The following is a 20,977-nucleotide window of genomic DNA, read 5'->3' as shown; positions in this document are numbered from 1 at the left end:
TATCAGCCACTCTCTATTTTACGGTACTAATTGGACGCGGTAGCTCAAAACGCTTACTGCCTTCTTTTGTGATTTTTAACGTATTTTCACCCGATTGCGGCACTGCATAAACTGGCGTAAAAGGTAGCGTTTGTGCATCTGCCGGTAATTGGATGGGTTCAAGTTTTTTGGTCTTTGTATAGTCCAAAGAATTGTCGCCAACTTTACGTTTAAAAGTAGTACAGCCTGTCATAGCAATGCTAGCAGAGGCAATAATCGCTAGGGCTAGCTGGGCGTTGAATCGATTGCGGTTGGTGCTGCGTGTTTTTTTCATAGTAAACCTGCTTTGGCAAGTGCTTCATCCATCACTTGTTGGTGTTCTGGGGTAAGCCAAGTTAATGGTAAACGGATACCTTGCTCAATATGACCCATTTTGTGTAACGCATATTTTGCAGGAATTGGACTTGACTCGATAAATAAATCTTGGTGTAAATGGGCTATTTTTTGGTTTAATGCTTCGGCTTGTTCAAACTCACCTTTGAGTGCCAAGCCAAAAATTTGGCTCATGATTTTTGGTGCGACATTGGCGGTCACTGAGATATTGCCTTTTGCCCCATGACGCATCAGTGCTAACGCGCTTTCATCATCCCCTGACCATACAATCATGCGACCTTTTACTGCTTCAATCAGTTTGGCACCACGCGCCACGTCACCCGTCGCATCTTTAATCGCGATGATATTTTCGATATCCGCTAAGCGCTCGACCGTTGCTTGCTGCATATCAACAACAGTGCGCCCGGGTACGTTGTATAGCACTTGGGGAATGTCCACGGCTTCAGCAATGGCTTTATAGTGTAAGTATAGCCCTTCTTGGGTCGGTTTGTTGTAGTAGGGCACAACCAACAGCGCGGCATCAGCGCCCGCCTGTTTGGCGTGCTGGGTCAATTCAATGGCTTCAACTGTATTGTTAGCGCCTGTACCCGCGATGACGGGAATACGACCACCCACTTGCTTCATGGTAAATTCAATGACGTCCACATGCTCTTGCATGGATAAGGTTGCGGATTCACCGGTCGTACCAACCGATACCAGTACGTCCGTATCTTGCTCGATTTGCCAATCAATGAGATTTGCCAATGATTGCCAATCGACGTCACCATTGCTATGCATAGGTGTAATCAACGCGACCATAGAGCCTTGTAGTTTATCTAAAATGGGGGTCATAACAATACCTTGGACAAAACCTTAAGTAGAATATGTAACAGCTGCGACAATTTTTTGAAAATTTTTGTCTAGTGTAGCATATATTTGGGGCGAAGTTTAAGCGCTTTGATAGCAAACGCAAGTTTCTCCACCGCTATAGCAAATCAGGTTATAGACCCCATTCAACCCGATAATAAGGCAGCAGCTGGTTTATAGTGGCTGGTTTACAGTGGCGAATGGTATGGGTTAAGCATCAACCGTTTGAACCTGGATAGTTAGCACATCAATGGTGGGCGGGCAGTTAAACCGAAACGGCAACCCTGTCATGCCAATCCCAGTATTCACCCATACTTGGTAGCGTTTGCTGGGTTTGTTAGCCGCATTGAGTGCTTTGGGATGATAGTCGGATTGTTTGGGTATATCGGGTTGACGTAACCCTGCCGCCAGTTTATTACCTGTCAATGCTCTCACCATCAGCGGTGTCAGTATAGGTATATTGACCTGCCCACCATGGGTTTGCCCCGCAATCACCAAAGTATCGTTGTTGGCGTCACTTAACGTTCGCGGATTGGCTTCTAACTGCTTGATATCATGGGTGGCAATCACTAATGGCTGCCCCGCGCCGCGCTGCTGTTCAATCACGCGCGGTAAATCCATTGTACTGCCATTATGAATGCCTATGATTTTTATCCCGGCAATGCGCAAGCCTTGCTCAGGCAATAATTGAATACCGAAGGTTGGCAAAATATTCATTAACTGCATATTGCTAGCAGGTTCGCTATTTTGTGCATCATCGACAACCTGCTGGGTATCGGCATCGCTAAGGACGGTATAGCAAGGCTTGTTCAGCGTTTTAAATGGGCTTAGATGGGCATCCAAAGTTGTCGCTTGATATAACCAATCACCCAAAATCAGCACCGCATCAACATCTAAGCGGTTAAGGCATTTCACCAAACGCGCTAACTGATGGGGGTTAGAAAATATACCAATGTGGATATCACTCAGCACCGCAATTTTTGCAGCTTGTCGTTTGATAGATTGTGATAATGGCGCAGCCAGTGAAATATCGGTCGCAGGTTGATAGGTCGCAGATACGGTCAAATTGATTGAAAAATGCGAAACGCGCAGCCGATTGGGCTCAACCCAGCTCATATAGATATACAACAAGGATAACGCGATAAGCAGCCAGTAAATAATTTGGTTGTCATACAGCAGTTGCACGTTTGCCCACACCAACAACCAAACAAACCAATAGCGCGCGTAGAAACTGACCAGTTGCAGCAGGATTTGCAGATTATCTGTTCGCGCTTTGAGTTGCACGGTTTTTAGGCACGACCATAGGATTACCAAAACGGCAATGAGCGCTCCAAGATGACCTAGCCAACTGCCAATCATGCTACCACCCATATCAAGCGTTACCTAAATTTACTGAATAATCAATAATTTGCATGACAAATACGTATAAAAAAAGCGCCCATTATAAATGGCAATGATGAATATGACAATTTAAACTGTCATCATATCGCAAAAAATGGATTAACAGCTAGGCGAGTTTTTTGTATTAAATTGCTTTAAAAAACGCCTGACTTTGCATTTTCCCCCATTGTCTGTCAGCGACGGCAAAACAAAGACGAGCGCGTTTGCATACGTCGTACCCTGTTTAGCCTTAACCATGGGCTATTTAGATGGGCTAGCTACTTAAAAAACAAACCATAGAAAAAATCCGCCATCATTTATAAAAGCTGATATGATAGCTTATTTTCCCATGGCTTTTTAACCATAGCCTTTTAACCATAGCTTTTAAAATAGCCTTTTAAACACAGCCTTTTAAATGTAGCACGGTGACCCAATTTGCTCAGCGCTTGCTTAGATTTTTTGGCTCTTTAACTCATTAATTTGAAGGACGTCAGCGTTATGACAGCAAGCGTTAATGTGTCAAACTCCCCTATCAAAGAAACTCTCCAGCCGCAAGCACAGGCTAACCATCGCCACGCGTTTGATGTGGTAATTGTTGGCAGTGGCGGTGCAGGTTTATCGTTAGCTTTATCCTTGCCAAGCCATCTATCGATTGCGGTTTTGGCAAAAGACAAGCTCACCGAAGCCAGCACTTTTTATGCCCAAGGCGGCGTGGCAGCAGTACTATCGGATGATGACTCGGTTGATGAGCATGTCGATGATACCTTGATTGCAGGGGCAGGTCTTTGCCATGAAGATGCGGTACGTTTTACGGTAGAGCATAGCCGAGAAGCGGTGGAGTTTTTGCTCAAACAAGGTGTCAAGTTTACCTTGGATGAGAACGAAACCTTGCACCTGACCCGTGAAGGTGGTCATACCAAACGTCGTATCATCCATGCGGCAGATGCCACTGGGGTGGCCATTTCTACCACGTTAGTCAAACGTGTCAAACAATGTCCGAATGTCAAACTGTTTGAGTATGTCGCTGCCATTGATGTCATCACCACCAACAAACTTAGCAAACACAACTACAGTCCGATTAGCGAGCCCAATCGTGCCGTGGGGCTGTACGCCCTTGATTTGGCCACCAATCAAGTCATTACCTTTACCGCGCCCTTTATCGCCTTAGCATGCGGCGGGGCATCAAAAGCGTATTTGTATACATCTAACCCAGATATTGCCACGGGCGATGGTATCGCGATGGCATGGCGCGCAGGTTGCCGCGTTGCGAATTTGGAATTTAATCAGTTCCATCCTACTTGTCTATATCATCCAGAAGCGCGTTCGTTTTTAATCACCGAAGCCATGCGCGGTGAAGGTGCCTACCTGCGCCTGCCAGCAACCAAAGAACATCCAGAAGGTGAGCGCTTTATGCTTCGCTTCGATGAACGGGGTGAGCTGGCACCGCGTGACATCGTGGCTCGCACCATCGATTTTGAGATGAAGCGTTTGGGAATACGTCATGTTTGGTTAGATATTACTCATAGAGACCCAGCGTTTATTAAAGGTCATTTCCCTATGTTATATGAGCGGCTACTAGAGCTGGGCATTGACATGACCCAAGATAAAATCCCCGTGGTACCCGCCGCTCACTACACGTGTGGTGGGGTGATGGTCAATGAAAATGCCCAAACCGACGTGCTTAATCTATATGCCATGGGCGAAACGTCCTTTACCGGTCTGCATGGTGCCAATCGCATGGCGAGTAACTCGCTGTTAGAATGTTTTGTGTACGGGATGAGTGCAGCGCGGCATATTGCCGCTGCATTTGCAGAAAATCGCGTTCCCCCCATTCCTACTATCCCTGACTGGGACAGCCAAGATGTGACCGACCCTGACGAAGAAGTCATCGTGCTACAAAACTGGGATGAGCTGCGCCAAAGCATGTGGCACTACGTTGGTATTGTGCGCTCAGACAAACGCCTGCATCGCGCACTCAACCGCATTTTGTTGTTAAAACAAGAAGTCAATGATTACTACGCCAACTTTGTGGTCAGTAAAAATCTGATTGAATTGCGTAATTTGCTGCTAGTCTCTGAGCTGATTGTCCGCTCGGCGCTACTTCGCCACGAATCGCGTGGACTGCATTACAACAAAGACTTTCCACAAACTTTGCCAGTGGCGGCAGACGTGATTTTAACCCCATCTATGCCATAGTATGGGTTAAATAAAAAAGGGGAAGTTTATCATCCCCTTTTTTTATAATAATTCTAAAAGCTTTATGATACTAAGTAATAACACTAAATAACGACATTAAATACCCAGCTGTGTTAGCACTTTTGCCAACACTTCATCAGGTGTACCCTGCGCATCAATGCGTTTGACGCGCTGCGGTTCTTGCTGTGCTTGATAAGCAAACCCTTGATGCACCCGCTCAAAAAACGCTAGCTGATTTTGCTCAAAGCGGTCTAGTTTGCCGCGATTTTTGGCACGGCTCATCCCTTCTGTCACCGGTAAATCTAGCCAAATGGTCATATCTGGCATTTTTGCCACAAACTGTTGAATCAGTAATTCAATTTTGCTAAGTTCTGCCCTATCGCCCTGTTTGCGCCCAAACCCTTGATAGGCAATGGTGGAATCGGTAAAGCGGTCGCACAGCACCCATTTACCCTGAGCGAGCGCTGGTAAAATCACTTGCGCCACATGATCGGCACGTGCCGCAAACATCAATAAGAGTTCACTGTCCTCTGTCATGGTGGTTGCAGGGTCAAGTAACATGGCGCGTAACTGCTCAGCAAACGGACTGCCGCCCGGTTCACGGGTCTGGATAAAGTCGATGCCTTGCGCGGTCAAATGCGCTGCGACATTGGCAATCAAGGTGGACTTACCCACCCCTTCGGTACCTTCAAATGAGATAAATTGTTCGCTAATAGGGGCTTTCGCAGCTGTTTGCATGGGTATCGTTTTTTACTGACCTGATTGGCTGTTTTGGCTGGCGCGTTTTTCACGCATCACCCGCAAATAGTCTTGCACTGCTTGGTTATGGTCTTCTAAATTACTGGTAAATTTATGACCGCCATTGCCCGTTGCCACAAAATACAGCGAATCGGTTTGATTTGGGTTAAGTGCCGCTTTAATCGATGCAGTACTTGGTAAGGCAATCGGTGTTGGTGGTAAGCCGTCAATTTGGTAGGTGTTGTAAGCGGTTTTTTCTTCAAGGTCAGATTTGCGAATATTGCCATCGTAACGATCGCCCATGCCATAAATCACGGTAGGGTCGGTTTGTAGGCGCATATTTCTCTTTAGACGATTGACGAACACGCCTGCGACTTCACCACGCTCACTTTCGACACTGGTTTCTTTTTCAATAATTGATGCCATAATTAGCGCTTCATACGGTGTCTTGTACGGCAAATTGGCTTGTCGATTGTTCCAATTTTCCATCAGCGCCGTGTGTTGACGGGTAAATAAATCCGTTAGCACTTTTTTGTCACTACTGCCTTCATTAAAGTAATAGGTATCCGGTGAGAACCAACCTTCAAGGTTGCCATTCGGGTGATAGTCAGCAGGGATATTGAGCCCAAGTTTCTCAACGTCAACTTTGCTGCCCTGGATAACTTCGTTTTTAATCCCTTTATTGTCCATCAAATGTTGATATAAATCTTTGGCTGTTTTGCCTTCAATGATTTGCACTTTGATAAAAGCGACTTTTTCACCTTGTTGTAGCATGGCTAAATAATTGGCAAAACTTGGATTTTCAGGCAGTTGATAGACCCCTGAATGGAGCGGTTTATCCACCGTCATTTTGATATATAGTTTGGCCAGTGGCGCGACGAACAGCTTTTTCTTTTTATCCCAGTCGTCTACCAGCGCATAGTAGGTTTGACCTTTATTAATAGTCACCATCTGCTTAGGCTGGGTGATAGTGCCATATAGGGTGTTGTACCAAGCAAATAACAACCAGCCTAGCACCAATACAATAAACCCCACTAGCCCCAGTAGACGGTATTTATTTTTTTTGTTTCTACCGGTGATGTGGTCATTGAATTCTCGCGTTGAACGATTAATCAGACAAGCATCATTAATATTGACGTTTTTGCTATGCGGGTCTTCGTCATCCTTATCATTGATATCCTTGTCATCGATACCCTTATCTTTGCTATGATTGTCCTGCAATTGAGAATCTGGAATATCCGCGGCGTGAGGGGCGTCACTGTGCTGAGTAGGATGATGCTCAGAACCGTCTGAGTTACTAGACATATTATTATCAGATTGGTCGTTCATAGAGAAGGCTTATATTGACTCAATAAGCGAGAATTTAACAATTAATGACAAAAATAGCAATTTTTTTTAGTTACCAGCAACACGATTTAAGTGAATTTTTGCGCATAGATTGGGGTCAAATCAAGCGCGGTTGACTGCCCATTAGGTAGCATCAATGCCTGAATGGGCAAAATCCCGCGTACAGCATTGCAAAAGAACAAGCTTGTGATATTGGCTAACTCCTCGCTGGCTAAATACCGCTCCTCATGAGCCCTATCAGAGTCGGCAAACTTAGCCAATAACACCTGCCGCATCACCCCTTTTACCCCTGAGCGGTTGATGGGCGGTGTGTACCACACGTTTTCATGATTAAGCTGATAAAACACATTGCAAAAGGTACCTTCTACCCAATGCCCCATCACATCTTGTACCAGCCCATCAATCATTTGCGCATTTTGAGTTTGGTGCTGCCACAGCTCGTGACTTGCCATCACTTTATCTTGGGCGTTTAGTAGCTTAAGTCCTACCAAGGGTTTGGGTAGACACGCAATTTGCTGCGTAAGACAGATGGCGGTAGCGGCAGATTGGATGATGACTTGATTGGCTTGCTGTGATAATGGCTTATCCGTGCGCATAAGCTTAATAAAAGCGTCAAATTCAGAGTTACAAAATCCATAGCCTTTGATAGGTTGGTTTTTTCGGCAGACTATCAGCTTGAGCATACCGTGATTGAGGGTTTTAGCAAAATTGGCTAACTGACTATTAAAGTATGCGCGAATAGTATGATTGGGGGATTCTAAATTGGCTGCGTCTAAATTGGCTGCGTCTAAGTCCGCGTTGGTTAAATTGAGTTGTAACGCATGGGCACTCTCTTTGATTCTATCTAAATGGTAATTTAGCCAATTGATTTGTCCTGCCACCACCGCCATGGTGGTAAAAAACCCATCGCCATACGCTATCACCCGTGAGTCAATATCGATAGCGGTGATTGGCGTTTGCTTGGCATACTGAGCATCAGATAATGAATACCACATGGTTATTTGGCTACTTGATTAAATTAATAGTTGACTGTATGACAGTGAAAGCCGCAGCAATTAGCCGCTTTTTTTAGCGGTTTTGGCGGTGACAGTGGGTTTTCTGACCACCAAATCACAATGATAATTGTCACAGCGTGCTAATTCTACCAAAATTCCGTGGTAGCTCGCATTTTTAATCGGCTGTCCTTGCACCATGTGGGCAACAATGTCTGAGCCATCTTGTCCAAACCAATTTTGGGTCAGGTGAAACGCTGTTTTGGCATGCTTGATGCTGATGTTTTTAACGCTGGCATTGTCATAGGCACTGGCATAATACCACTGTACCTCGATATACATAGGCGAATCAAGCAAATCAAAATACGGCTCGCCAGTTTTGGCAAAACTATATTTACTTGCCACATTGCTTCGGTAGTCCAAACTTTGCGTATCAATGGTGATGGGTTGACCCAATAATAACGTCACAGCGTCGATATCGTGAATACTGACTTTGTTTGCCAGCGTTTGTTGCTGCCATTCATTGATGGGATAGACCACAGGTGTTGGCTGCGAGGTAGGGTTGATAGACGGATTGGCGGCTGCGGTCGATGCGGTAGTGCTAGCAGTCACACTGGCATTATGCTGTGAGGCGATTTGTTTGACCTTATCACAGCCAGTTAAGGTGAGTGTTAGAATAACGCACCCCCCGCCAAGATTTTTTAGCCAAGTGGGTTTATTTTGGGTAACGCTTTTTTGGGCAGCGCATTTTTTGGTAGCGCCTTTTTGAGTAGCGCCTATCGGATGTTCTGAGCGGTTTTGACGCGGTAAAAAAAGCGGTTTGCGGGCAATTAGCTTCATTGTGTAGTATATAACGGGTTGGTGTGGATAGCGCATTGTAACAAGGCATTGACAGCAGTTAACAGTACGCTTTTGTTGTTATTTTTAGCCAAATCGATGAAATGCTACGCTTTACACCCACCCAATCAATACCTAGCCAATCAAAACCCAGCATTGATATAGCAGCTACAGTTATTGTAAAGTGAGGGGAATTGGTAATTTTGCTCATCGTATTATAGGTTTTCCCATGTCATCAATTCCTGATTCAAACGTCCGTTATCATTGCATGGTAATCGGCAATCCGATTGCCCATAGCAAATCGCCTGATTTGCACCAAGCCTTTGCCAAACAAACGGGCATCACCTTGTCTTACCAACGCCAATATTGTCCCAACGATGTCGACAGCTTTACCGCTGTCGTCGAAGCATTTTTTGCAGGTGGTGGCACAGGGGCAAATGTGACCGTACCTTTTAAAGAGATGGCATTTGCGCTGTGCCAGCAGCGCGGTCAGCTATCTGAATACGCGCGCTTGGCGGGTGCAGTCAATACCCTTGCCATCAAAGGGGGCAAACTGTATGGCGACAATACCGATGGTCGCGGCTTGGTGGCGGATTTATTGTCGCAAGGCGTCAGGTTAAAAGACACAAATGTTGCTATTTTGGGGGCAGGTGGGGCGAGTCGCGGCGCGATTTTGCCATTGCTAGATGCGCAAGTAAAATCGCTACATATTGCCAATCGCACCGTAGAAAAGGCAAAGAATTTAACCCAATTATTTGATACTGATAAGCTCACCTTTTCAAGTTTGACGGATTTGCCCAACGATATTGAGGTGATTATCAATGCAACGTCGATAGGTCTGAGCGGTGACACCTTGCCGTTTGCCAAGGATATGACGGTCGATTTTGCCTATGACATGATGTATGGCAAACCATCAGCGTTTTTGGACTTTTTTAAGGCGAAACATGCCAAAACCTCGGATGGCTTAGGAATGCTGGTCAATCAAGGGGCATTAAGTTTTGCGCTTTGGACGGGTAAACAAGTCGATTTGACGAATTTTCACTTTTAGCTGTTTTATAAAAAAGCAGTTAGCACTCGCCTATGCTTTAGATGAAATAGACAAAACCAAAATTTGCCCAAGAGAGCGCAGGAAAACCCAATAAAAAAAGCCAGTTTTGTCACTGGCTTTTTTTAGTCAGGCTAATTTAGCGATTCGCATTCCCTAATTGCGCCAAAATATCACTGATTTCTTTATTGGCTTGGCTTTCGGTTTGGGTATCACCATGTGGTGTCAAGTTGTCAAATAACTGTGGCAAAAGCTCCGCCATACTTTGACGGACTTCGCTTTGGTCGACACCAGTTTGTGCCGCAACTTGCGCCAACTCATTATTATCAAATAGCTGATTGATATCATTGGCATCCAATGGTTGGTTTGTTTGGTCAGCACTCATCCAAGAGTTGGCTTGATGGCCAAATCCCATATTTTGGATTTTATTAAAAGCGCCTGATAGACCACCATTACGCTGAATAAACATCAACGCAATTGGCAACAAAGCCGCCATTAACATACCCTTACCACCAAAGCCACTTTGGCTTTGTGGAAATTGGTTCATACCTACGTTATTGCCCATGCCACCGCTTAGGCCGCCGCCCATGCCACCCCCTAGCACGCTACCCAGCACTTGTCCTAGCACGCCACCTTGTGACATACCTTGATTTTGGTTCATTGCCATACCGATGATATCATCCAACCCAAACCCATTAGACTGCATTTGCGGTTGCTGCACCCCGCCGCCTAAGACATTACCAAAAATATTCCCTAGGCCGCCCATATCCGCTTGGCTTTGACCGCCCATTCTGCTTTGGCCCATTTTGCTTTGAATGGCACTTTGCGCCACTTGTGTTACTAGACTTGTTAATAGACCCATGGTCGTTCCCTTTTATTTATCTTTTTCAATGATTATTGTATATCACCAATGATACCGCGCTGACGTATGCCAATTGCCAACTGCACTTAAGTTCAAGACTTAAGTTCAAACTAAAATGCGCTGTCGCCTCAACACTTGGTTGATTTAATTGTAGCAATATTGAATATAACTTATATACCATTTTTGTTATCGCCCTAGCGTGTTTGCTAGCACCTTAAATTGCCGCCATGTATCGCGGTCCACTTGGTCTTGCCAAATGGTTACGCTGATTTTAGTTGGCGCTGATTCTATCAAGCCAAATGTTAAAATCACTAGGCACCCCATATCAGCGATGCCCAGCAAGCTTGCCTGCCACACCGCTTGCTTATGATGTATAGGCACTTTGACAACCCCACGTACCCACTGGATTTGCCAAGTTAAAAAATCAAAGTTGTCATAGGGTAAGGTTTGATCGTTCGTTTGCGGTTTGGCGTGTAACGATGAAATAGCCAATAAGTGACAACTAGAGACTTGCCCGAACCAAAGACTGGCTATAGCGACCATACCTAGCAAAATTTTGTAGGTAAGCGACAAAGGTACGAGTGCCAAAATACCAACAACCACCCATAAACAAGCCCCCCAAAGCAGTTTTTTATCCACACTGGGTTTGAGCGTGGCATCAATGTCAATAAATGAGGTATTATGACGCGATAAATAGCGCTCGTTCATCTAAATCAATTAAGAAGAAGCTTTTAATGATTTGAGCTTGGCTATCAAATCAGCAAATTCTGGCTTGGTCGGATGATTGTGTAAAAACCAATCCAGCAAATCAGGATCTTCTTCTTTCACCAATTCTGCAAAAATTTGCTGCTCTCGTGAGTCGGCTTTTAGATAGTGCGCTCTCACATACGGGTCAAAATAATAATCGAGTTCTTTTAGACCGCGTCTGGCACGATAGATGACTTTGCGCTGCTCTAATGTAGGTTCTGGCTGATTGTCACTCATGATAAATCCTTGTCGTTGCGCGTTAAATTCATGTATTTTTTTACCTGTTATTAAGCTTTTGCCTGTTGCGTCGCTTGCCACATCGCAAGCCCTGCTTTAGTCGCTGCTACATTATGGGTGCGCAAGATACACGCCCCTTGCTGCACAGCAAATAGCCCTGCAACCATACTAGCAACATCTCTATCGGTAGGGTCATGGGGTAGATTGGCTGACTTGAGGACTTCCCCAACAAAGCGTTTACGGGATAATGCCACCATGACAGGTAAGTTAAACGTATGCAACCGATAAAATTCATTCAGCCATGCCAGATTTTGCTGGGCGTTTTTGGCAAAGCCAAACCCTGGGTCAATGATAAGATTGTCACGTCTGACCCCACCCTCCATAACCTCATCAATGCGCTGCTGTAACTCGCTAATAACATCGGTATATAAATCTTGATAATTATCTAGCTGATTCATGGTCGTTGGCTCACCGCGCATGTGCATGAGCATGACAGGGATATCGAGTTTGGCAGCGGTAGCAATGGCATCGGGGCGCGTCAAGGCTCGTACATCATTCCAAATTTTGGCGCCGACTTGACTGGCGAGTGTCATCACGGTCGGGCTACTGGTATCGACCGACACCCACACTTGCTCACCAAAGTTATGATTAATCGCTTCAACCACTTTGATGACGCGGTCAACTTCTTCTTGCTCACTCACAGGGCTGGCATTTGGGCGAGTAGATTCACCACCCACATCGATAATCGTCGCCCCGTCTTTGATCATCTGCTCGGTATGACGCAAGCCTTGGTCGATATGATTATATCGACCACCATCAGAAAATGAATCTAGGGTGACATTTAAAATACCCATGATATGGGGATTAGATAAATCGAGCGTTTGATTATGATAATGAATGGCAAAGTTGGGAATGGGCTGTAACTGCATGATGTCCACAATGATTGCTAAAATTTTTTACTATTTTAAGTGAAAAACAAAAAAACCGCTATCAAGTTGGTAGCGGTTTTTGAGTAACTCATATCATGGATAATTTACATTGCAGGTAACGGCGGCGGGGTTAAGCCCGACCCACTTGACGGTGGGTTGCTTGGTTTATCGAAATTTACTCTAACAGGCTCTTGATAAACTTTAGGCTCGCGTGGTGGAATACCTGCCATAATATCTTGCAATTGGTCACGGTCGATAGTTTCCCATTTCATTAACGCGTCGACCATGGCATGCATTTTGTCCGCATTACCTTCAATTAATGCACGTGCGATATCATACTGCGCTTCTAGGATACGACGAACTTCGTCGTCCACTTTCTGCTGGGTCGCTTCTGAAATAGTGCGAGATGAGGCACCAAAGTAACCTTGGTTTTCATCTTCTTCATACACCATCACACCCATGGCATCTGACATACCGTATTTGGTAACCATGGCACGTGCCATTTTAGTAGCACGTTCAAAATCATTTGACGCGCCAGTCGATTGCTGATTGATAAACACTTCTTCGGCGATACGACCACCAAACAAAATCGCAATATCATTTAGCATTTTTGACTTATAAACGCTGGTCTGATCATGCTCTGGCAATTGCCAAGTAACACCTAATGCCCAACCACGCGGCATAATAGTGACCTTATGGACAGGATCGGTACCCGGTAGCATTTCAGCTACTAAGGCATGCCCTGCTTCATGATATGCCGTTGCACGACGCTCTTCTTCACGCAGTACCATCGATTTACGTTCTGGACCCATATACAGCTTGTCTTTGGCTTCTTCAAAGTCGTTCATATCAACTGACGCTTTATTGTTACGTGCAGCAAATAGTGCCGCCTCGTTCACCAAATTCGCTAATTGTGCACCACTAAAACCTGGGGTACCACGCGCCAATGAACGAATATCGACGCCAATTGTTGAGGGCAATTTTTTCATGTGTACACGAAGAATTTGCTCACGGCCTTTGATATCAGGCAAGCCAACTTGTACTTGACGATCGAAACGACCTGGGCGCAACAATGCTTTATCGAGTACATCGACTCGGTTGGTTGCAGCAATCACGATTACCCCGTCATTGCCTTCAAAACCATCCATCTCAACCAATAACTGGTTCAAAGTTTGTTCACGTTCGTCATGACCACCGCCCATACCCGCACCACGATGACGACCGACAGCATCAATCTCGTCAATAAAGATGATACAAGGGGCATTTTTCTTGGCTTGTTCAAACATATCACGCACACGGCTTGCACCGACACCCACAAACATCTCAACAAAGTCAGAACCTGAAATTGAGAAGAATGGTACTTTCGCTTCACCTGCAATCGCTTTGGCAAGCAAGGTTTTACCAGTACCGGGTGGACCTACCATCAACACACCACGTGGAATAGTCGCGCCAAGTTTGGTAAATTTTTCTGGGTCACGTAAGAAGTCGACAATTTCTGTTACTTCTTGCTTGGCTTCATCACACCCTGCCACATCTGCAAATGTCACTTTGATTTGGTCTTCTGATAGCATTTTGGCTTTAGATTTACCAAAACTCATCGGACCCATGCCGCGACCACCACCTGCACCACCGCCGCTCATATTACGCATGATGAACAAGAACAAACCAATAATCAATAGCACTGGGAAGCTTGCAATCAGTAATTGCATCATCACACCTTGACGTTCAGGGGTGGCGCCTTGAACTTCAACATTATGCTTGATAAGCTTTGGCATTAGCTCAGTGTCAGTGACCGCAGGACGCACTGTCTCAAAAGTTGAGCCGTTTTTCTTTTCGCCAGAAATTTGCTCACCGTCAATCTTGACACTTTTGACCTGGTCAGTTGCCACCGCAGTGACAAATTGGGAGTAATTGAGCTTATCAGGTTCATTGCGGGTATCAAAATTGCTAAAGACTAGCACTAATACCCCTATCACAACTAACCACAATAAGGTATTTTTTACCATGTCGCTCACGTTGTTTTTCATCCTTCGCGTTAGGGGGTTGATTAAAAAGTGGGGTTAAATCAAAATGTTTACCAAAGATAGATAGATTTTTCACCAAAAATAGACGTTATATTAATCTTTCAATATAGCATGATATATGGATTTACCTTAACATTATCAAGCGAATTCTCTGTTATTTTCTAGTAAAAACATATTACCAATTTTTATCCAGTTAACTTCATGGATAGACTAAAGCAAATTACCTTATTTGGTGGCAATCCAATACATTTCTTTTGAGCGCGCGCGTGACGCTGCAGGCTTGATACTGCGCACTTTACTAAAACGCTGCTGCATATTTTTTCGTAAAGCATCAGAGCCTTCGCCTTGGAATACCTTAATCACTAAGGTGCCACCTTCAGGGAGCACTTGCTCGGCAAAGTCCATGGCAAGCTCACACAAATAAATCATTCGTGGCTGATCGACTGCAGAAAACCCTGAGGTATTAGGCGCCATATCAGATAGCACCACTTCCACTTTTTTATCGGCGACTTCTGCCATGATGTTGTCAAACACTGCTTGCTCACGAAAATCACCTTGGATAAAGGTCACATTCTCTAGCGTATCCATCGGCAAGATGTCTGAGGCGATAAGTTTGCCAGTGTCACCGACTAGTTTACCCGCAACTTGCGACCAGCTGCCTGGGGCAGAACCCAAATCGACCACCGTCATGCCTTTTTTAATCAGCTGCAGTTTTTCGTTGATTTCTAGCAATTTGTAAGCCGCTCTTGCCCGATAGCCATCGCGCTGGGCAAGTTTGACATAGTGGTCGTCAATGTGCTCTTTCATCCACGCACGGCTACTTTTGGACAATTTTTTGTTGGTAATACGCGTTGCCATAATTCTCTACAAACTACCCTTTATATATAGTTTAAAAATTCTTCATTTAGGATTTGGCTAAAAAACCCAAAGCCATCCTAGAATGACTATCGGTAAATTTTGACAATCTCAAGACTTAAGGCTGTTATTTTAGCATATTTCATCAAGTTAGCTTGTGTTAACTCATGGATTGGCTATTGATTTTTTTAATCCAGTGATTTTTGTAGATTGATAAGTCATGGCAGCGTTTTTGCCTATGTGTTTTTGCCTATGTATTGCCCATAATTTATTAGGCAAAATGATTAATATGGTATAATGCTAGCTAATTTTCTTATAGGTCAATTGACAGTTATGGCAAATTCAAGCTTATCAAATGCTGATATCAAACATTTAAAAGGCATCGGTCACCAGCTGAACCCGGTGGTAATGATTGGTGGTCAAGGCGTTACCCCAACCGTTATTGAAGAAATTGGGCGCGCACTGACCGATCATGAGCTGATTAAAGTAAAAATCCCAGCCGGTAGCAAAGCAGATCGTGACGCTGTGGCAAATGCGATTGCTGAAGCCACTGATGCGATTTTGGTCACCAGTATCGGTCGTATGGTGCTATTATTACGTCGCAATCTGGACGCCAATCCTAAGTTATCAAACTTGGTACGTTTTGGCTAAGGCTACAATGGACACGTTACAGGGTGAGACATTCGCACTGACGAGCACGGTTGAACCATTCACCGTATCGGCAATACTGGACTACCAGCTATCAGTACATGTGGTCGCTGATAGTAAATTTTTAACTATCTTATTTGATGCTGCCCATCCCAAGATTGATGATAGTCAAACCGCTCTACAAGCTGGTCTATGGGCAAATTTTCCGACATTTAGCCCATCGGCACTTCAACGTGTAATGCGTCAAGATTATTTATGGCAAGCAGATTGTTTTGAGTGTTTTATTGCCAAAGATAGCCAAGCGGATAGCCCGTATCTTGAGGTCAATTTGGCGACCAATGGTGAGTTTAATCTTTATTATTTTGACAGCTATCGGACACCGAATGCATTACCCCCTCGGCGCTTGCCTATCACAGCGCTGACTTATGGTGAGGATATCAATTTTTTTAGCCAGGCGGTTACACAAGATAGCGAGCTTCCGCTTGTTTTTTGGTGTTCTGCAAGTCCATTACTCCTCACCCATGTACGAGCGGTACAGCAGCAATATGGGTTTAGCGTTGGTACTTTTCGTGTCGGTATGACATTTGCCAAATCAGCATTGGATAAGTTGGTTGGTGCAAATGGTAATTATGCGCTAAATCCAACGCGTGTGATTCAGCAACCGCCAGACAGCGGCTTAGCAGATAACTCAGCTCCAACCGTCGATGAAATGAGTTATTGGGCCATACAGCATGCACATCCAGCGGACTTTCATAACAAAGCACACTGGATAAACACCTAAATTATGATAGTTTTAAACCATAGCGCAGCGAAAAATAAAAAACTGGCATATAAGCCAGTTTTTTTATATATCGAGATATTGTCACGATTAACGCGCTGGCGCCATTGCTAAGTAAGTTTGCGGATTGACAGCTTGACCATTTTGGCGTACTTCATAATGTAAGTGGGCGCCTGTTGAACGACCCGTGTTGCCTACCGCCGCGATTTGCTGGTTTGCATACACCGTATCGCCAACGTTAACATAGTTTGCAGAGGTATGTGCGTAACGCGTGACAGTACCGTTGCCATGATCTACTTCAACATGACGACCATACCCTGTACCCCAACCTGAGAAAGTCACCACACCATTACCTGTGGCATAAATAGGGGTGCCGATGGGAGCAGCAAAGTCCATGCCTTTATGAAACTGTGATTTACCAGTGACAGGGTGGATACGATAGCCAAAACCTGAACTCATGCGCGCAGATGAAACAATCGGACGTACGGTCAACATGCCATTACCTGCATAGCTGCCCATGGCAGGCATGTTGATAATGGTGGTTGGCTGAGTCGATAGCTTTTGTGCTAAACTTGCGAGGCGGTCTTCTTTTTGCTGGGTTTGCTGGCTTAGGTTTTTGATGGCCGCATTGACGGCATCTGAAGGCAGATAATAATCTTCACCATCATCTTCACGAACAATAACTTGACTGGTTTTACCGGCATTGGTAATCGATAGAATTTGAGCTTGTGCAACACTCATTGTGGTTAAAGCAACAACTGGTAATGCGATTAGAGCTAATTTCATCTTTTATCCTTTGTTAAACCTTATGCTATTAAACCCTGTGCCAATGTCATGTGAACGCTACTTGAACGCATTGGCAAGATTTAATTCACTATAATTTGGTCTTAAAATCACCTACACTAACACTAAGACCCAATACTAAGACTACATCAAATTTTTTGTCGCTTAACTACCCACCACACTGCTCATTGACTATGAAAAAACCAACCAACCATCTTGCTTCTCGCACTGAGCGTCTTGCCAACTATCAATTACCGTTTCAAAAAAAGCTGCAGCAATTACAGCAATTGACGGACGATGTTCGCAGTGCTTGGCAAAACGTATTGACTGAGGAAGTCTTAGCAAGCTTACAAGTGATTGCTTGTGAATCCTTTATACTTGTGGTTAGTACAAATAGTCATACCCTTGCCAATCACCTCAATTACAACCAGCAGCACCTACTGTCAACCCTGCAAGCGTTCGATAACAATTTTCATCAATTTAATCAGTTACGTTTTCGCGTGGTGATTGTCAAAGCTAGTTATGACTCGCAAATGCCAAATTTACAGTGTAATCACAATGTTAGCAATGTAAAGAAGTGTGAGCTAAGCGAATCTACGAAGCGAAATATAACACAGCTATGTGACCTTGTCACGGATAACGAGCCGCTTAGAATGGCGTTACAAAAATTGATAAAAGACTAAAATAACCAAGTTACAATGTAATTTTATGTAAATTATGTTACTGATATCGCAAGATTTATCAATAGATTCATGGCTTATGCAAGTGAAAGTAAAAATATAGGAAAAAATTTACAATTAATAGGATAGACAAAGATATCTTTTTTTTTATTTTTAGTGCGCTTATAGTAGCCAATGGCCAAAAAAAGATATCCAAAAATTAAATGATAAAATTGAGTGGTTGGGTTTAGTTAGTGTAATAAAATGATAACTTCTTGATGAAAAAATGTTACTAATTAACCTGTATGTAAAATTTTTTGATTAGTGAAAATACACAATAAAATTAATAAAGTTAAATAAATCTAGTTAACATTGTCATTCTTTGTTACAACTTTATAGTTAGTTTCATCGCTAAATAAAGCCTGTAACAATTTATTATTGAGCGCATGCCCTGACTTATACGCATAAAACTCGCCCAAAATCTGGTGCCCGGCAAGGTATAAGTCACCAATCGCATCTAGTACTTTATGGCGTACAAACTCATCATCAAAGCGTAACCCTTCAGGATTAAGCACCCCATTGTCATCTAAAACAATGGCGTTCTGCATACTCCCCCCCAGCCCTAAGTTATTGCTTTTTAGGTATTCAATATCTTTTAAAAAGCCGAATGTGCGCGCTTTGGCAATATGCTCGATAAAATTGCCTTCATTAAAATCCAATTTAAACGTTTGATGTGAGGCATTAAACGCAGGGTGATTAAAGTCAATTTGAAAATCTAATACAAATCCATCGTAGGGACGAAATCCAGCGACTTTATCCTCCACGCGAACCTCAATTGGTTGCAACACCTGAATATAGCGTTTGGCAGACGTTTGCTCGGCAATACCCGCTTGCTGCAATACTTGTACAAATTCGATGGCACTACCATCCATGATTGGAATCTCAGGGGCGGACACTTCGATTTGTAAATTATCAATTTGAAGCGCAGCAATTGCACTCATCAAATGCTCGACTGTCCCAATGCGCTGACCTAGCTCATTGGTGAGATTTGAGGACATCATGGTATCGGTTACCGCATGATAGATAGCGGGAATGGGCTTTGCCTGTGCCACATCACTACGTAAAAATTGAATCCCATAGTCAACGGGTGCAGGAGAAAAGCGCAGGTGTACAGGGTTACCACTATGTAAGCCGATGCCTTCAAGATTGATGGGTTGTTGAATAGTACGCTGCTGCATAATGCCCCTTAGTAGATTGCATTCATCCTTAGCCAAAGCTAGGTTGATATAATTTGTTACATTTGGCTATTCTACCATTGTCCCTTTCTACATCATAGTGATGCTTGATTGATTTTATCGACCTTTATGATTGACTCCATTGATAAAAAAACCTCACAACAATTAAGCTGTGAGGCTTTTGAAAAATTATACGGTATCTTAGCGATTTTGCTGGCGACGTAGATAGTCTTGAATACTGTTGCCTGTGCGTTGTGGCTGCGAGGATTGCGGTTGTGCTGGCGCAGGCTCGATAGCTTGCTGTACAGGTGGCTGAGGTGCAGGGATGGATTGTGGTATATCACGGCGTGCCGCATACGCAGGTTCATGCGTGCCTGCTTCCACTTTGTGGGTGCTAGAGGCATCTGAGACAAAATCTCTAGCTGGGTGCTTTGGGGTATTATCTAGCGTAAGACCGGTTGCCACCACGGTCACTTGGATTTCATCGCCCATGTCTTCATCAAATACCACACCGTAGAAGATGTTGGCTTCGTCAATATCCACCAAGCTATGCACTTTTTGGGTGATGCGTTCTTGCTCTTCAAAATTGAAATCTGAGCTAGCCACCACGTTGACCAATAGACCTTTGGCATTTTTAAGTAATAAATTGTCAAGCAATGGGCTTTTGATGGCTTTTTCAGCAGCGATCTCAGCGCGGTCTTCCCCACTGCCTTTACCGATACCCATCATCGCATGACCCCGTGAGGTCATTGCCGTGCGAATATCGTTAAAGTCGATATTAATAAAACCATCTTTTGAAATCATATTAGAGATACCTTGCACCGCTTGAAGTAACACTTCATCGGCTTTTTTGAAGGCGTCTTTCATAGAGATTTTGCCATACACTGTCATCAATTTATCGTTGGGGATAGTGATGATGGAGTCGACAAAGTTAGAAAGCTGCTCAATACCTTCTCTAGCCACTTTATTACGTCTGCCACCTTCAAAGGTAAATGGCATGGTCACTACCGCAACGGTCAAAACGCCCAGCTCTTTGGCAAGTCTGGCGATGACTGGGGCAGCGCCTGTACCCGTACCACCGCCCATACCCGCGGTAATAAATACCATGTCAGAATTTTCTAACAATTGGCGAATTTGTTCTTCATCGCTCTCGGCTGCTTCACGCCCTACTTCTGGGTTGGCACCTGCGCCCAAGCCGCGGTTGTTATTTTTGATACCGAGCTGGATTTTATTGGGCGCTGACAGGCGGTCAAGCGCTTGTCTATCGGTATTGGCACAGACGAAGGTAATGCCTTTTACACCATTTTGTACCATGGTTTCAACGGCATTGCCACCGCCGCCACCGACACCGATAACGGTTAAACGGGCTGAATCGGCAAATGTATCAGTGTGATCTTGTACAATACTAAACTTCGCTTCCATAATTGAAAATCTCCGTATACTGTCAAGTAGGCTTGAGCAGCATAA

General features: G+C 44.3%; 21 protein-coding genes. 5 read left to right on the top strand and 16 right to left on the bottom strand.

Going from position 1 to position 20,977, the window contains the following annotated elements:
• Window positions 1-13: 13 nt before the first annotated feature.
• The 3 genes from RTL34_RS03835 to RTL34_RS03825 all read right to left on the bottom strand — a co-directional run bounded on the left by RTL34_RS03835 (window position 14) and on the right by RTL34_RS03825 (window position 2,577).
• On the bottom strand, window positions 14-313 hold the full coding sequence (locus RTL34_RS03835) for a hypothetical protein (RefSeq protein WP_007116155.1): 300 nt from the start codon (window positions 311-313) through the stop codon (window positions 14-16).
• Window positions 310-1,203 carry a 4-hydroxy-tetrahydrodipicolinate synthase gene (gene dapA / locus RTL34_RS03830; protein ID WP_007116156.1) on the bottom strand — a complete coding sequence of 298 codons (894 nt, stop codon included), beginning with the start codon at window positions 1,201-1,203 and terminating at the stop codon, window positions 310-312. The genes RTL34_RS03835 and dapA overlap by 4 nt, the downstream gene beginning before the upstream one ends.
• Window positions 1,204-1,428: 225 nt before the next feature.
• A complete protein-coding gene (locus RTL34_RS03825; protein WP_157796996.1) occupies window positions 1,429-2,577 on the bottom strand; it encodes a metallophosphoesterase in 1,149 nt (382 codons plus the stop codon).
• Between the two features lie 519 nt (window positions 2,578-3,096).
• Here RTL34_RS03825 and nadB point away from each other — a divergent pair.
• Window positions 3,097-4,794, top strand: coding sequence for an L-aspartate oxidase (nadB, locus tag RTL34_RS03820; RefSeq protein WP_267284284.1), 1,698 nt, complete (start codon window positions 3,097-3,099; stop codon window positions 4,792-4,794).
• Between the two features lie 96 nt (window positions 4,795-4,890).
• Here the strand turns inward: nadB and tmk are convergent, their stop codons facing one another.
• The 4 genes from tmk to RTL34_RS03800 form a co-directional block, all read right to left on the bottom strand.
• Window positions 4,891-5,532 (bottom strand): dTMP kinase, encoded by a 642-nt coding sequence (tmk, locus tag RTL34_RS03815; protein WP_312114710.1) that lies wholly within the window; start codon window positions 5,530-5,532, stop codon window positions 4,891-4,893.
• 12 nt (window positions 5,533-5,544) lie between these two features.
• The gene (mltG, locus tag RTL34_RS03810) at window positions 5,545-6,861 is read right to left on the bottom strand and encodes an endolytic transglycosylase MltG (RefSeq protein ID WP_312114708.1); all 1,317 of its coding nucleotides are present in this window, start codon (window positions 6,859-6,861) and stop codon (window positions 5,545-5,547) included.
• 86 nt (window positions 6,862-6,947) lie between these two features.
• Window positions 6,948-7,874: an aminotransferase class IV gene (locus RTL34_RS03805; RefSeq protein ID WP_312114706.1), complete on the bottom strand. Its 927-nt coding sequence runs from the start codon at window positions 7,872-7,874 to the stop codon at window positions 6,948-6,950.
• A gap of 60 nt (window positions 7,875-7,934) precedes the next feature.
• Entirely contained in the window at window positions 7,935-8,711 is a 777-nt protein-coding gene (locus RTL34_RS03800; protein ID WP_157819351.1) for a hypothetical protein, read from the bottom strand.
• 226 nt (window positions 8,712-8,937) lie between these two features.
• Between RTL34_RS03800 and aroE the strand changes: the two genes are divergently transcribed.
• On the top strand, window positions 8,938-9,756 hold the full coding sequence (gene aroE / locus RTL34_RS03795) for a shikimate dehydrogenase (protein ID WP_312114702.1): 819 nt from the start codon (window positions 8,938-8,940) through the stop codon (window positions 9,754-9,756).
• Window positions 9,757-9,892: 136 nt separating this feature from the next.
• Here the strand turns inward: aroE and RTL34_RS03790 are convergent, their stop codons facing one another.
• From RTL34_RS03790 to rlmE, 6 genes are all read right to left on the bottom strand, one after another.
• Entirely contained in the window at window positions 9,893-10,615 is a 723-nt protein-coding gene (locus RTL34_RS03790; protein ID WP_312114700.1) for a YidB family protein, read from the bottom strand.
• 186 nt (window positions 10,616-10,801) lie between these two features.
• Window positions 10,802-11,323, bottom strand: coding sequence for a hypothetical protein (locus RTL34_RS03785; RefSeq protein WP_312114699.1), 522 nt, complete (start codon window positions 11,321-11,323; stop codon window positions 10,802-10,804).
• A 9-nt stretch (window positions 11,324-11,332) separates the two neighbouring features.
• Complete coding sequence (locus tag RTL34_RS03780) at window positions 11,333-11,599, bottom strand: FAD assembly factor SdhE (protein ID WP_065253600.1); 267 nt, start codon at window positions 11,597-11,599, stop codon at window positions 11,333-11,335.
• 50 nt (window positions 11,600-11,649) lie between these two features.
• Complete coding sequence (gene folP, locus RTL34_RS03775; RefSeq protein ID WP_312114697.1) at window positions 11,650-12,528, bottom strand: dihydropteroate synthase; 879 nt, start codon at window positions 12,526-12,528, stop codon at window positions 11,650-11,652.
• Between the two features lie 104 nt (window positions 12,529-12,632).
• On the bottom strand, window positions 12,633-14,534 hold the full coding sequence (ftsH, locus tag RTL34_RS03770) for an ATP-dependent zinc metalloprotease FtsH (protein WP_040403605.1): 1,902 nt from the start codon (window positions 14,532-14,534) through the stop codon (window positions 12,633-12,635).
• 243 nt (window positions 14,535-14,777) lie between these two features.
• Window positions 14,778-15,410, bottom strand: coding sequence for a 23S rRNA (uridine(2552)-2'-O)-methyltransferase RlmE (gene rlmE, locus RTL34_RS03765; RefSeq protein WP_007116170.1), 633 nt, complete (start codon window positions 15,408-15,410; stop codon window positions 14,778-14,780).
• A gap of 330 nt (window positions 15,411-15,740) precedes the next feature.
• Between rlmE and RTL34_RS03760 the strand changes: the two genes are divergently transcribed.
• Together RTL34_RS03760 and RTL34_RS03755 are read left to right on the top strand one after the other, a co-directional pair.
• A complete protein-coding gene (locus RTL34_RS03760; protein WP_082168297.1) occupies window positions 15,741-16,058 on the top strand; it encodes a YhbY family RNA-binding protein in 318 nt (105 codons plus the stop codon).
• A 7-nt stretch (window positions 16,059-16,065) separates the two neighbouring features.
• Window positions 16,066-16,836 (top strand): DOMON-like domain-containing protein, encoded by a 771-nt coding sequence (locus tag RTL34_RS03755; RefSeq protein ID WP_312114694.1) that lies wholly within the window; start codon window positions 16,066-16,068, stop codon window positions 16,834-16,836.
• Between the two features lie 87 nt (window positions 16,837-16,923).
• On the opposite strand, the gene RTL34_RS03750 is transcribed toward RTL34_RS03755, so the two are convergent.
• Complete coding sequence (locus RTL34_RS03750; protein WP_312114692.1) at window positions 16,924-17,619, bottom strand: M23 family metallopeptidase; 696 nt, start codon at window positions 17,617-17,619, stop codon at window positions 16,924-16,926.
• A 191-nt stretch (window positions 17,620-17,810) separates the two neighbouring features.
• Here RTL34_RS03750 and RTL34_RS03745 point away from each other — a divergent pair, with 191 nt between their 5' ends.
• On the top strand, window positions 17,811-18,299 hold the full coding sequence (locus RTL34_RS03745) for a hypothetical protein (RefSeq protein WP_312114691.1): 489 nt from the start codon (window positions 17,811-17,813) through the stop codon (window positions 18,297-18,299).
• Between the two features lie 338 nt (window positions 18,300-18,637).
• On the opposite strand, the gene lpxC is transcribed toward RTL34_RS03745, so the two are convergent.
• Both lpxC and ftsZ read right to left on the bottom strand, forming a co-directional pair.
• The gene (lpxC, locus tag RTL34_RS03740; protein ID WP_312114689.1) at window positions 18,638-19,513 is read right to left on the bottom strand and encodes a UDP-3-O-acyl-N-acetylglucosamine deacetylase; all 876 of its coding nucleotides are present in this window, start codon (window positions 19,511-19,513) and stop codon (window positions 18,638-18,640) included.
• 198 nt (window positions 19,514-19,711) lie between these two features.
• A complete protein-coding gene (gene ftsZ / locus RTL34_RS03735) occupies window positions 19,712-20,932 on the bottom strand; it encodes a cell division protein FtsZ (protein ID WP_007116178.1) in 1,221 nt (406 codons plus the stop codon).
• Window positions 20,933-20,977 lie beyond the last annotated feature (45 nt).

The sequence above is a fragment of the Moraxella sp. CTOTU47915 genome (genome assembly GCF_031986685.1).
Lineage (GTDB): Bacteria > Pseudomonadota > Gammaproteobacteria > Pseudomonadales > Moraxellaceae > Faucicola > Faucicola tetraodonis.
The sequence above is the reverse complement of the archived record's forward strand: the minus strand, read 5'-3'. Positions and strand labels throughout refer to the sequence as shown.